This is a genomic window from Burkholderia sp. HI4860 (assembly GCF_002223045.2).
Lineage (GTDB): Bacteria > Pseudomonadota > Gammaproteobacteria > Burkholderiales > Burkholderiaceae > Burkholderia.
The window spans coordinates 3,207,245-3,219,905 of sequence record NZ_NKFO02000003.1; the positions used below are offsets into that span (position 1 = coordinate 3,207,245).

Annotated in this window: 11 protein-coding genes; 6 read left to right on the forward strand and 5 right to left on the reverse strand. The window is 68.0% G+C overall.

Annotation, left to right across the window (positions count from 1 at the left end; all coding sequences use genetic code 11):
- Window positions 1-2 precede the first annotated feature (2 nt).
- The 3 genes from cyoB to cyoD are packed head-to-tail and all read left to right on the forward strand — an operon-like array spanning window position 3 to window position 2,950.
- Window positions 3-2,009: a cytochrome o ubiquinol oxidase subunit I gene (cyoB, locus tag CFB34_RS30270; RefSeq protein WP_089440478.1), complete on the forward strand. Its 2,007-nt coding sequence runs from the start codon at window positions 3-5 to the stop codon at window positions 2,007-2,009.
- On the forward strand, window positions 2,009-2,617 hold the full coding sequence (gene cyoC / locus CFB34_RS30275; protein WP_089440477.1) for a cytochrome o ubiquinol oxidase subunit III: 609 nt from the start codon (window positions 2,009-2,011) through the stop codon (window positions 2,615-2,617). Before cyoB ends, cyoC begins: the two co-directional genes overlap by 1 nt.
- On the forward strand, window positions 2,618-2,950 hold the full coding sequence (gene cyoD, locus CFB34_RS30280; RefSeq protein ID WP_089440476.1) for a cytochrome o ubiquinol oxidase subunit IV: 333 nt from the start codon (window positions 2,618-2,620) through the stop codon (window positions 2,948-2,950).
- Between the two features lie 108 nt (window positions 2,951-3,058).
- Here the strand turns inward: cyoD and CFB34_RS30285 are convergent, their stop codons facing one another.
- Window positions 3,059-3,358, reverse strand: coding sequence for a DUF4148 domain-containing protein (locus CFB34_RS30285; RefSeq protein ID WP_089440475.1), 300 nt, complete (start codon window positions 3,356-3,358; stop codon window positions 3,059-3,061).
- A gap of 216 nt (window positions 3,359-3,574) precedes the next feature.
- Here CFB34_RS30285 and CFB34_RS30290 point away from each other — a divergent pair, with 216 nt between their 5' ends.
- Genes CFB34_RS30290 through CFB34_RS30300 form a run of 3 tightly spaced genes read left to right on the forward strand, consistent with a single transcriptional unit; the run spans window position 3,575 to window position 6,337 of the window.
- Complete coding sequence (locus CFB34_RS30290) at window positions 3,575-4,249, forward strand: response regulator transcription factor (RefSeq protein ID WP_039342574.1); 675 nt, start codon at window positions 3,575-3,577, stop codon at window positions 4,247-4,249.
- A gap of 11 nt (window positions 4,250-4,260) precedes the next feature.
- Complete coding sequence (locus CFB34_RS30295) at window positions 4,261-5,652, forward strand: HAMP domain-containing sensor histidine kinase (protein WP_089440474.1); 1,392 nt, start codon at window positions 4,261-4,263, stop codon at window positions 5,650-5,652.
- 19 nt (window positions 5,653-5,671) lie between these two features.
- A complete protein-coding gene (locus tag CFB34_RS30300) occupies window positions 5,672-6,337 on the forward strand; it encodes a winged helix-turn-helix domain-containing protein (protein ID WP_089440473.1) in 666 nt (221 codons plus the stop codon).
- Window positions 6,338-6,415: 78 nt separating this feature from the next.
- Here CFB34_RS30300 and CFB34_RS30305 read toward each other — a convergent pair whose 3' ends face one another.
- The 4 genes from CFB34_RS30305 to CFB34_RS30320 form a co-directional block, all read right to left on the reverse strand.
- Window positions 6,416-6,673, reverse strand: a complete 258-nt coding sequence (locus CFB34_RS30305) for a DUF4148 domain-containing protein (protein ID WP_089440472.1) — start codon at window positions 6,671-6,673, stop codon at window positions 6,416-6,418.
- 110 nt (window positions 6,674-6,783) lie between these two features.
- Window positions 6,784-8,199, reverse strand: coding sequence for an efflux transporter outer membrane subunit (locus CFB34_RS30310; RefSeq protein ID WP_089440471.1), 1,416 nt, complete (start codon window positions 8,197-8,199; stop codon window positions 6,784-6,786).
- Window positions 8,192-9,367, reverse strand: coding sequence for an efflux RND transporter periplasmic adaptor subunit (locus CFB34_RS30315; RefSeq protein ID WP_089440470.1), 1,176 nt, complete (start codon window positions 9,365-9,367; stop codon window positions 8,192-8,194). The genes CFB34_RS30310 and CFB34_RS30315 overlap by 8 nt, the downstream gene beginning before the upstream one ends.
- Entirely contained in the window at window positions 9,357-12,575 is a 3,219-nt protein-coding gene (locus CFB34_RS30320) for an efflux RND transporter permease subunit (protein WP_089440469.1), read from the reverse strand. The genes CFB34_RS30315 and CFB34_RS30320 overlap by 11 nt, the downstream gene beginning before the upstream one ends.
- Window positions 12,576-12,661: the final 86 nt, after the last annotated feature.

Genomic DNA, 12,661 nt, shown 5'->3' on the forward strand with positions numbered 1-12,661 from the left:
GCATGTTCGGCAAACTCACACTCTCGGCGATCCCGTTCGATCAGCCCATCATCATGGGGGCCGGCGCCTTCATGGGGCTGGTCGTGCTGGGCATCCTCGCCGCGCTGACGATCACCGGCCGGTGGAAATGGCTGTGGACGCAATGGCTCACCACGGTCGACCACAAGAAACTCGGCGTGATGTACATCATCGTCGCGCTGATCATGCTGCTGCGCGGCTTCGCGGACGCGATCATGATGCGCATGCAGCTCGCGCTCTCGTACAACGGGCCCGGCTACCTGCCGCCGCACCACTATGACCAGGTCTTCACGGCACACGGCGTGATCATGATCTTCTTCATGGCGATGGTGTTCATGGTCGGCCTGATGAACCTGATCGTGCCGCTGCAGATCGGCGCGCGCGACGTCGCATTCCCGTTCATCAACTCGCTGTCGTTCTGGATGACGGCCGTCAGCGCGATCCTGATCAACATCTCGCTCGTGATCGGCGAATTCGCCCAGACGGGCTGGCTCGCGTATCCGCCGCTGTCGGAGCTGCAGTTCAGTCCGGGGGTAGGGGTCGACTACTACCTGTGGGCGCTGCAGATCTCGGGCGTCGGCACGCTGCTGACCGGCGTGAACTTCTTCGTGACGATCATCAAGATGCGCGCGCCGGGCATGACGCTGATGAAGATGCCGGTGTTCACGTGGACCGCGCTCTGCACGAACGTGCTGATCATGGCGTCGTTCCCGATCCTGACCGCGACGCTCGCGCTGCTCGGCCTCGACCGTTACCTCGGCATGCACTTCTTCACGAACGAAGCCGGCGGCAACGCGATGCTGTACCTGAACCTGATCTGGGCGTGGGGTCACCCCGAGGTGTACATCCTGATCCTGCCGGCGTTCGGCATTTTCTCGGAAGTCATCTCGACGTTCGCGAAGAAGCCGCTGTTCGGCTACAAGACGATGGTGTACGCGACCTGCGCGATCATGGTGCTGTCGTTCCTCGTATGGCTGCACCACTTCTTCACGATGGGCTCGGGTGCGAACGTGAACGCGTTCTTCGGCATCATGACGATGATCATCGCGATCCCGACCGGCGTGAAGGTGTTCAACTGGCTGTTCACGATGTATCGCGGCCGGATCGAATTCACGACGCCCGTGCTGTGGACGATCGGCTTCATGGTCACGTTCACGCTCGGCGGCATGACCGGCGTGATGATGGCGATCCCCGGCGCGGACTTCGTGCTGCACAACAGCCTGTTCCTGATCGCGCACTTCCACAACGTGATCATCGGCGGCGTGCTGTTCGGCTATCTCGCGGGCTTCAACTACTGGTTCCCGAAGGCGTTCGGCTTCAAGCTGAACGAGAAGCTCGGCAAGGCCGCGTTCTGGTTCTGGCAGATCGGTTTCTACGTCGCATTCGTGCCGCTCTACGTGCTCGGCTTCATGGGCATGACGCGCCGGATCAACCATTACGACAACCCGGCCTGGCATCCGTGGCTGCTGGTCGCCGCATTCGGCGCGGTGTTGATCGCGATCGGCATTGCATGCCAGCTGCTGCAGCTGGTGGTCAGCATCCGCAACCGCAACCTGCCCGAGTACCGCGACACGACGGGCGATCCGTGGGGCGGCCGCACGCTGGAGTGGGCGACCTCGTCGCCGCCGGCCGACTACAACTTCGCGGTGATCCCGCAAGTGCGCACGCTCGACGCGTATGCGGACATGAAGGCACACGGCGAAGGCCGGCCGAACCCGGCGGCGATTCGCGACATCCACATGCCGTCGAATACCTGCGCGGGCCTCGTGGTCGCGATCTTCAGCCTGGTGCTCGGCTTCGCGCTGGTGTGGCACATCTGGTGGATGGCGATCGGCGGGCTGGTCGGGATCGTCGCGACGCTCGTGATCTACAGCTCGCGCGACAACGACGGCTATTACATCCCCGCGTCGACGGTGCGGAAGATCGAAGACAAGCAGCCGACGAAGCGCGTGGCTGCGCGCGTCGACGACGTGGAACTGGAGGCCAACTGATGTTGCAGAAAACCTTGAGTGCAACCCTGCTCGAGCACGACGACCATCCGCCGTCGCATTCGGTGTTCGGGTTCTGGCTGTACCTGATGACCGACTGCGTGATCTTCGCGGCGCTGTTCGCGACGTTCGCGGTGCTCGGCCAGCAGTATGCGGGCGGGCCGACCGCGAAAGACCTGTTCGATATCCCGGGCGTCGCGGTGGAAACGGGCGCGCTGCTGCTGTCGAGCATCACGTACGGTTTCGCGATGCTCGCTGCGTACAAGCAGCGGCGCGGCGCGCTGCTCGCGTGGCTCGCGGTGACGTTCGTGCTCGGCGCGGCGTTTCTCGTGATGGAACTGCGCGAGTTCTCGCACCTGATCGCGGAGGGCGCGGGCCCGCAGCGCAGCGCGTTCCTGTCGGCGTTCTTCACGCTGGTCGGCACGCACGGGCTGCACGTGACGGCCGGCCTGCTGTGGATGATCGTGCTCGCCGGGCAGATCGTGTTGCGCGGCGGCGACCTGACCGATCGCGACCTGCGACGCCTGACGTGCCTGAGCCTGTTCTGGCACTTCCTCGACATCGTGTGGATCTGCGTGTTTTCCTTTGTCTATCTCGCGAGCGTGATCTAAATGGCCCATTCGCATTCGTCTCAACTCGAAGAAGGGCACGGCAGTGTCGGCGGCTACGTCGCCGGTTTCATCCTGTCGGTGCTGCTCACGGCCGCGTCGTTCGGCCTCGTGATGGGCGGCGTGCTGTCGCCGCACGCGTCGCTGGTCGCGCTGGCCGTGCTCGCGTTCGTGCAGATCGTCGTGCACCTCGTGTACTTCCTGCACATGAACGGCTCGTCGGGGCAGCGCTGGAACGTGATGGCGTTCAGCTACACGGTGCTGACCGCGGTGATCCTGATCGTCGGCACGCTGTGGGTGATGCACAACGTCAGCATGAACATGATGTCGCGCTGAGCGGCAGCCAAGCGCAGCGGTAGCAATCCATGCGCGTTCATGCAGAAAAGGCGGCACTCGCGTGCCGCCTTTTTGCTTTTCCCGGCCGTGTTGTGCCGGGTGGCAGGATCAGTGCCGGGCGCCCGCATCGGCGGTCAGCGCATGCGAACAGTCCGCACGATACTCGGCGGCGAGCCGATCTTTTGCACCGTCGAGATCGTCGGGGTAATACGGGCTCGCATGCGCTGGCTCGTAGCCGACCTGTTCGAGTTCGGTCAGCTCGCGCACGAGGTCCGCATGCGTGACGTCGTGGCCGGTGTGGACGAACGGATACGCGTTGCATTCCTGCGGCGTCAGGTGCGGTGCCGCGAACGCGGCGGTGCTGGCGCATGCGAGCAGCATGCAGGCGACGGTAGTCGACAGTTTCATCCGGTAGCTCCTGGTTGCGCGGCCCGATGCCGCATGACGTCAGCGTAGGCGGCGTGCACGACGGGGCGGGCGACGCGCGGATGAAACATGTTTCACCCGTGCGCCACGGCGCCGGATGAAGCATTTTTCATGTAGCGCCGGACGGCGATCGAGGCGGCTACGATAGTCGCGGGCGCATCGCGTGCGCCCGTCATGACGTTCATTGCGAGGGCAACCATGCGAGTACTGACGGTCGAGGATGATGCGGTGACCGCGAACGAAATCGTCGGCGAATTGACCGCGCGCGGGTTCGAGGTCGACTGGATCGACAACGGCCGCGAAGGCATGCTGCGCGCGATGAGCGCATCGTACGACGCGATCACGCTCGACCGGATGCTGCCGGGCGCGGACGGTCTCGCGATCCTGACCGCGATGCGCACGGTCGGCATCGATACGCCGGTGCTGATGCTGAGCGCGCTCGGTGATGTCGACGAGCGCATCCGCGGGCTGCGCGCGGGCGGCGACGATTACCTGACGAAGCCGTTCGATTCCGGCGAGCTGAGCGCCCGCATCGAGGTGCTGCTGCGTCGCCGGCAGGCGTCGGGCGTGCCGCAGCAGACGCTGTTGAAGGTCGGGGCGCTCGAACTCGACCTCATTTCGCGCTGCGCGCGTCGCGGGGCCGACGAGATTCCGCTGCTACCGACCGAGTTCCGTGTGCTCGAATTCATGATGCGCAATGCGGGGCAGACGATCACGCGCACGATGCTGTTCGAGACGGTATGGGGCTATCACTTCGATCCCGGCACCAACCTGATCGATGTCCACATGGGCCGGTTGCGCAAGAAGATCGATCCGCCCGGCGTGACCCCGATGATCCAGACGGTGCGCGGCTCGGGCTACATGCTCGCATGACGGAGGCCCGGATGGATGCGGCTCGCGCGGCGAACTTCACGCGCCGCTGGCACACGACGACGTTTCGGTGGCTGTGCGCGTATGCGGCGATCTTCTCGGTTTCGCTGCTCGTGCTCGCGGGCGTGATCAGCGTGGCCGCGACGCACACGATGGCGCGCGACACCGACGAGGTGCTCGCGTGGCAACTGATCTATTTCGATTCGATTCCCGATGCCGAGCTGCCGCTCGCGATCCACCGGCGGCTCGAGCACGAGCACATGCATACCAGTTTCTACGGGCTGTTCGACGCGAACGGGCGCCGCGTGGCCGGGGACATCGCGACGCCGCCCGCGCTGCGCACGGATCGCCACGGACGCACGCTGAACCGCACGCTTGCGCCGCTCGACGGCCAGCCCGCGCCGATCACGCGCGCGATGGCGGTACGCCGCGACAACGGGATGACGCTGGTCGTCGCACGCGACCTGTCGCATTTCATCCAGATCCGCGATGTCGCGATCCGCGGGCTCGTGATCGGCGGCGTGATGATCCTGATCGCGGGCATCGCGGGCGGCAGCATGCTCGGCATGCGGCAGATGCGCCGCGTCGCCGCGATCCGGCGCGTCACGCGGCAGATCGCCGAGGGCGATCTCGGCAAGCGGCTGCCGGTCGGACGCTACGACGAACTCGACCTGCTCGCGCATCTCGTGAACCACATGCTCGACGAAGTCGAGCGGCTGATGGGCGAGGTGCGTCATACCTGCGACGGCATCGCGCACGACCTGCGCACGCCGCTCGCACGCGTGCACACGATGCTGGCCCGGCTCGCGGAGCAGCCGTTTTGCGCGGGCGACCCTGCGTCGTCGGCATTGCTCGCGTCGGCGCGCGACGAGACCGACCGCTTGCTCGAGCGCTTTCGCGCGATGCTGCGCATCTCCGAGATCGGCACGCTGAGCCGGCGTGGCGGCTTTGCCGCGGTCGATGTCGCGGCCTTGCTGCGCGACGTTTGCGAGCTCTATGAGCCGCTGGCCGAAGCCGTCGACGTGTCGTTCGAACTCGCTTCAGCATCGGTCGACCGCATTCATGGCGATCGTGCGTTGCTGTTCGAGGCATTCAGCAATCTCGCGGACAACGCGATCAAGTTCACGCCGCCGGGCGGCCGCGTGCGCGTCGCGCTCCAGTCAACGCCGAGCGGGCCGCTCGTGCGGATCGAGGACACCGGGCCCGGCATCCCGCCCGGCGAACGCGACGCGGTGCTCGAGCGTTTCTATCGCGGCGAGCGCACGCGCCATGTGAGCGGCTCGGGGCTGGGGCTGAGCATCGTCTCGGCGGTGATGCGCGTGCACGGCTTTGCGCTGCGGATCGGCGATGCACCGGTGGCCGGTGCGGCGATCACGGTCGAATGCTGGCCGCGCTCGCTCGCATGACGGCGTCGGGGAACGAGCGATGCGCATCCTGCTGATTTCTTCGCCGAACCCGGAGGCGGCGCGGCTCGACAAGGCCTTTCGCGAGAGCACGCACGGCGTCGAGCGCGTCGACGGATGGCGCGATGGCTGCTTCGTGGCGACCCAGGACCGGTTCGATGCCATCGTGATCATTGCGCCCGATACCGCTGCCGACCCCGCGATGCTCGAGGCATTGCCGCGACTCGCCGCATCGGCGGGCGGCGCGACGATTGCCGCGATCGTGGCTGGCACGACACCTGCGCGACGCGCGCGGATGTTGCTGGCCGGCTGCGATGTGTGTCTTGCCCATCCCTGTTCGTTCGTGGAGCTGCACGAGCGGTTGCGTGCGCTGTGGCGCCGCAACGGTGTCATCGCGATGCGCGAGTCGGTCCGGCTCGACGTGGCCGCGCGTGCACTCGAGGAGCGGGGCCGGAGGCTGGCGCTCAGCATGCGGGAATTTCGTCTCGTCGAATGCCTGTTGCGCGAAGCGGGGCGACCGGTCGGGCGCGATGCCGTGCTGCGTTATGCGTGGGGTGATGCCGACGTCGAACCCGAGACGGTCAATGCGCTGGTCGTGCGGTTGCGGCGCAAGCTGGCCGCACACGCGTTTTCCGCGCGCATCGAAACGGTTGCGCGATTCGGGTTCAGGTTCGACGCGGGCGGGTGACGGAGCGGCATCGCGCTGTGCCTGGCAGATGGCACAGCGCGATGCCGCGCGTCGCGCGGCAGGTTCGGTTGCGTGCGCTCAGTGCGAATAGAGTTCGCGGTTGAGCTGCGCGAGCTGGCCGTCGCGTTCGGCGTGGACGAGTTCACGATAAACCTGTGCACGTGTCAGCGGCGTCGCCGGTCGCGCGTTCCATGCCGGTTGCGACGACAACGATGCGGAAGCGGTCGCGGCGTACGTCTGCGGCGCAGTCGCGGTGTCGGGCTGCGTTGCGCTGGCCCGGCCGGGCAGCGCGACGCACAGGGCGGAGAGCAGGGTGGCGAACATCAATGTCTTCATGGCGTGATCCTTTTCAAGTGACAGTGGCCGGTGCTGCGATGGCGATGCCGGCAGGATCGACGTTATCGGATGCGCCCGTGCGGGCACCGGGCGCGCCGATGAAGAAACGTTCATGAACGCGCGTCGTGCCAGCCGCCGCCGAGCGCGCGCACGAGCCCGACGGATGCCTGCAGGCGTCGGGCGTCGACGTCGAGCGCCGCGATCTGCGTATCGAGTTCGGTCGTCTGCGCGGTGACCACGTCGAGATAGTTGACCGCGCCGTCGCGATAGCGCGACATCGCCAGCGCAAGTGAGTGCCGCGCCGCGGCGAGCGCCGCGTCGTCCTGGTCCGATTCGTCGCCGAGGCGGTGCAACTGCGCGAGATCGTCCTCGACGTCGCGGAACGCCTGCAGCACGACCGCGCGGTAGCGCGCGCCCTGTTCGGCGAGCTGCGCGCGCGCATGGCGTACGCCGGCGGCACGCTGGCCCCCGTCGAACAGCGTCATCGCGAGACGCGGCCCGATCGACCAGATCTCGTTGGGCGCGGCGAGCCACGGCGAAAACGTATCGCTCTGGAATCCGGCGTCGAGGCCGAGCGACAGGTCGGGAAAGTACGCGGCGCGTGCGACGCCGATTCGCGCGTTCGCGGCCGCGACGCGGCGTTCGGCGGCGGCGACGTCCGGCCTGCGTTCGAGCAGCGTCGACGCGAGTCCCGTCGGAATCGACGGCACGCCCGGCAGCGCCGCAACGGGCGGCAGCGAGAACGTCGACGCGGATTCCCCGACGAGTGCTGCGATCGCATGCTCGTCGAGCGCGCGCCGCGCGGCGATGTCGGACGCACGCGCCTGCGCGAGCGCGAGTTGCGTTTGCGCACGCGAAACGTCGAGTCCCGATGCGAGGCCGCCTCGATGGCGGCTGACCGTCAGTAGCCACGCACGGCGGTACGTGTCGATCGTTTGCGCGAGCGTGTCCGCTTCACGGTCTAGCCCCGCCAAGTCGAAGTAGGTGCTGGCGACGGCGGCCTGCAGGCTGAGCCGGACCGACGCGAGGTCGTCGTCGGCCGCCTGCGCGTCGTCGCGGCCGGCCGCAACCGCGTTGCGGACCTTGCCCCACAGGTCGACGTCGTAGCCGAATCCCGCTTCCAGCGTGTTCGACTCATAGGTGTCCGGCTGACCGCTGCCGCGCAGCGGCCGGCGAGCGGACTGACGGTCGCGGTCGGTCTCGGCATCGATGCCCACGGTCGGCAGTAACGCCGCATGCGCCTCGTCGAACAGCGCGGCGGCTTCGTCGTGCCTTGCGACGGCGGCGGCCAGGTCGGGATTCGCGCGTGCGACGAGCGGTTCGAGCCGGTCGAGTGTCGCGTCGCCGTACACGCGCCACCAGCCGTCACGCGGCAGACGATCGGCTGGTACGGCATCGACCCACGCGCCCGTCTCGCGAAACGCGGTCAGCACCGGAACGGCCGGCGTGCGATACGCCGGCGCCAACGAGCAGCCGGCGAGCAGCGCGACGCTGCCCAGCCATACAGCGAGCAGACGGTCAGCCATGCGCCCGCTCCGTCGCCGTGGTGCCGGCGATACGCACGGGGTCGCCGTCCGCGAGCGAATCGGGTGGATTGTCGATCACGCGGTCGGCGGCCGCGAGCCCCGATGCGATCTCGACACGCGTGCCGAGATCGGTCGCGATCGATACGTTGCGCAACCGCGCATGCCCGGTTGCATCGAGTACGGCGACTTGCAACCCGTCGTGGCGGAAGATCAGCGTGCTTGCCGGAATCGACAGCGCATGCGCGGCGCCGGGCATCGCGATCCGCACCTGCGCGTACTCGCCGGGAAACAGCGTGCCTGCCGGGTTGGCGATCGAGAACTGCGCGAGCAGCGTGCCGGAAGCCGGATCGATCGATTGGGCGGAATCCGCGAGCGTGGCGTCGAACGTCATGCCGGGACGCTCGGGCACGGTCAGCGCGACATGCATGCCTGCGCGGATCGCGGCCGCGTCGTCTTGCGGAACGTGGACGTACAGTCGCAGCCGCCGCGCGTCCGAGACGGTGAAGAGCTCGGCGCCGTTGCCGCTGCCCGCGTCGATCAGCGCGCCGACATCGGTCTTGCGGGCCGTCACGATGCCGTCGAACGGCGCGGTGAGACGCTTGAACGATTCGAGCGCTTCGAGCCGTCGCACGTTGGCGGTGCTCGCCGCGACGGCCGCGCGTTTGGCGTCGAGGTCGCTGCGTTTCTCGTCGGCCTCCTGCTGCGAGACGGAATCCTGCGCGAGCATCTCGGCCCAGCGGGCGGCCGTGATGGCCGCAAGCCGTTCGTTCGCGCTCGCGCTCTGCAGGTCCGCGCGTGCCTGCTGCAATTGCTGGTCGAGATCGGGCGTGTCGATCGACGCGAGCAACTGGCCGGCTTTCACATGCGCGCCGATGTCGGCGTACCACGCGTGCAGGTAGCCGGGCACGCGCGCATAGATCGGTGCGTCGACGTACGCATCGAGCCGGCCGGGCAGCACCAGCGCATCGGCCGCGGCCGGCTGGGGCGCAACCGTCGCGACGGTCGGGATCGCCTGTTGCACGGTCCAGGCGGCGACCGCGTGCGCATCGTGCAGGCGGGCGACGACGCCGGCCGCCGCGACGGCGAGCGCGGCGATGGCGCCCGCGATCGCGAGCGGTTTCAGGTAGCGCGGCGTGCCCGGGGGGCGGACGTCGAATTCAGTGGACATGCTGTTCTCCCGGAGTGAGGGGCAGGGATTCGGAACGAGGCGCGCGATCGCGCCGGTGGACGAGGCTGAACACGACGGGCACGAACACGAGCGTCGCGACGGTCGCGCACAGCAGGCCGCCGATGACCGCGCGGCCGAGCGGCGCGTTCTGCTCGCCGCCGTCGCCGAGACCGAGGGCCATCGGCGCCATGCCGATGATCATCGCGAGCGCGGTCATCATCACGGGCCGAAAGCGCGTGAAGCCGGCTTCGAGCGCGGCGACGGCCGCATCGGCGGTGTGCGCGAGCCGTTCGCGCGCGAAAGTCACGACGAGGATGCTGTTCGCGGTCGCGACCCCCATGCACAGGATCGCGCCCGTCAGGGCCGGCACCGACAGCGGCGTGCGCGTGACGAACAGCATCCAGACGATGCCGGCGAGCGCCGCGGGCAGGCCGCTCACGATCACGAACGCGTCGCGCCACGAATGGAAGTTGACGACGATCAGCAGGTAGATCAGCAGGACCGCGCCGGCGAGGCCCGCGAGCAGCCCGCCGAATGCGCCGTTCATCGTCTGCACCTGGCCGCGCAGGGTCACGCGCGACCCCTTGGGCAACCCAGCCGCGCTCGCGTGCAGCACGCGTTCGATGTCGGCGCTGACCGCGCCGAGATCGCGATCCTGCGTCGTCGCGAAGATGTCGTACAGCGGGGCGATGTCGTAGTGCGACACGACCGCGTCGGTCTGTCCGCGCACGATCGTCGCGAGCCCGCCGAGCAGTTGCGGCGCACCCGAGCGGCCCGTGACGGGCAGCGCGCGCAGGTCCGCCAGCGACGTCATCCGGTACTGGGGCGTCTGCGCGACGATCGGATACGACACGCCGTTGTGCGGATCGAGCCAGTAGGTCGGCGACACCTGGCTCGTGCCGGACAGGCTGGCGACCACGGCATTGGTGACGTCCTGCTCGGTGATGCCGAGTTGCGCGGCGCGCGTGCGGTCGACCGATACCGTGAACTGCGGATAGGTCGACGCCTGCTGCACGCGCGCGTCGGCCACCCCCGGCACGCTGCGGATGCGCCGCAACAACTCGGTGGCATAGGCGCGATTGGCGGCACGATCGGGGCCCGTCACCTGCACGTCGATCGGCGCGGGCGCGCCGAAGTTGAGGATCTGGCTCACGATGTCGGCGGGCAGGAACGAGAACGTCACGCCGGGAAACGCGCGCGGCAGCCGCGTACGCAACTGCTTGACGTAGTCGGCGCTCGGCGCGTGGTCGCCCGTGAGCGACACGAGGATGTCGCCGTCCTGCGGGCCGATCGTGCCGCTGTTGCTGTACGTGAGGTTGATCCCGCTGTTCGGCAGCCCCATGTTGTCGACGATGCTCGCGATCGCGTGCGGCGGCACGACGCCGCGCACCGTCTGCTCGACGTGGTCGAACAGCGCGGCCGTTTCCTCGATGCGCGTGCCGATTGGTGCGCGCACGTGAATCGCGATTTCGCCCGCGTCGACCGACGGGAAGAAATTGCGGCCGAGCCACGGCACCAGCACGAACGACACGGCGACCGCCGCGAGGAACAGCGCGACGAAACGCGTGCGGTGGACGAGTGCGAGGCCGAGCACGACGCGGTAGCCGGCGCGCAGTGCCGCGAAGCGGCGCTCGAACCCCTGCTGGAACGCGATGAGCGGATTGCGCGCACGTGGCGGCGGGAACGGCGCGCCGTGCGGCGCGAGCGCGGCCACCGGATGCGCGGCATGCGGTTTCAACAGGTAGCGGGCCATCATCGGCACGAACGTGCGCGACAGCACGAACGACGCGATCATCGCGAAGATCACGGCTTCGGCCATCGGCACGAACAGGAAGCGGGCCACGCCGTCGAGCAGCAGCATCGGCACGAACACGATGCAGATGCACAGCAGCGACACGAAGGCCGGCGCGACGATCTGCGACGCGCCGTCGAGGATCGCATCGCGCACCGCCTTGCCCTGTTCGAGATGCCAGTTCACGTTCTCGATCGTCACGGTGGCATCGTCGACGAGAATGCCGACCGCGAGCGCGAGCCCGCCGAGCGTCATCACGTTGAGCGTCTCGCCCGCGGCCGCGAGCGCCGCGATCGCGGCCAGCACGGCGAGCGGAATGGACGCGGCGATGATCAGCGTCGAGCGCCAGCTGCCGAGGAACAGCAGGATCATCGCGGACGTGAGCGCGGCGGCGATCAGGCCTTCGCGCGCCACGCCGCTGACGGCGCCCTTGACGAACACGGACTGGTCGCCCATCACGACGAGCCTGAGCGAAGGCGGCAGGGTCGCCTCGATGCGCGGCAACTGCGCCTTGACGCCCGAGATGATGTCGAGCGTCGACGCCGAACCGCTTTTCAGCACGCTCATTAGCACCGCGCGCCGGCCGTCGACGCGCACGATGTTGCCCTGCGGCGGATAACCGTCGCGCACGTGCGCGACGTCGCGCATGAAGATCACCGCGCCGTTCACGCTCCGGATCGGCAGCGCATTGAGCTCGTCGATGGTCAGCGGGCTGTCGTTGAGCCGGATGTTGTACTCGAAGCCGCCGATCTTTTGCGTGCCGGCCGGGATGATCTGGTTCTGCTGCGCCAGCGCGGTCGCGACATCCTGCGCGGACAGCCCCTTGGCCTGCAGCGCCTGCGGATCGAGATCGATCTGCACCTGGCGCACCTTGCCGCCGTACGGCGACGGAATCGCGACTCCCGCGACGGACAGCAATTGCGGCCGGATCACGTTGGTCGCGTAGTCGCCGAGCTGCTGTTCGTTCAGCGTGTCGCTCGTCAGCGCCAGCTGCAGCACGGGTACGGTCGACGCGTTGTAGTTGAGGATCTGCGGCGGCGTGGTGCCCGGCGGCATCTGCTTGAGCACGGTCTGCGAAATCGACGTGACCTGTGCGGTCGCGGTGCGGATGTCGACGCTCGGCTGGAAGAAGATCTTGACGATCCCGAAGCTGCGGAACGATTGCGACTCGATGTGCGCCACGTCGTTGACCGTCGTGCCGAGCGTACGCTCGTAGTAGGTGACGATGCGCCCGGCCATGTCGGCCGGCTGCAGGCCCGCGTAGTTCCACACCACGCTGATGACCGGAATCCGGATGTCGGGGAAGATGTCGGTCGGCGTGCGCAGCGCCGCGAGTGGCCCCGCGATCAGGATCAGCAGCGCGAGGACGATGAACGTATAGGGGCGCGCAAGCGCGAGTCGGACGAGTTTCAGCATCGGCGAGGTCTCCGCCGGCGCGGGGCGCCGGCCTGTCAGCGAAGTGCCGAAGCGCGGCGGGCGCCCGGTTCGGCTCGCGCAGTGTG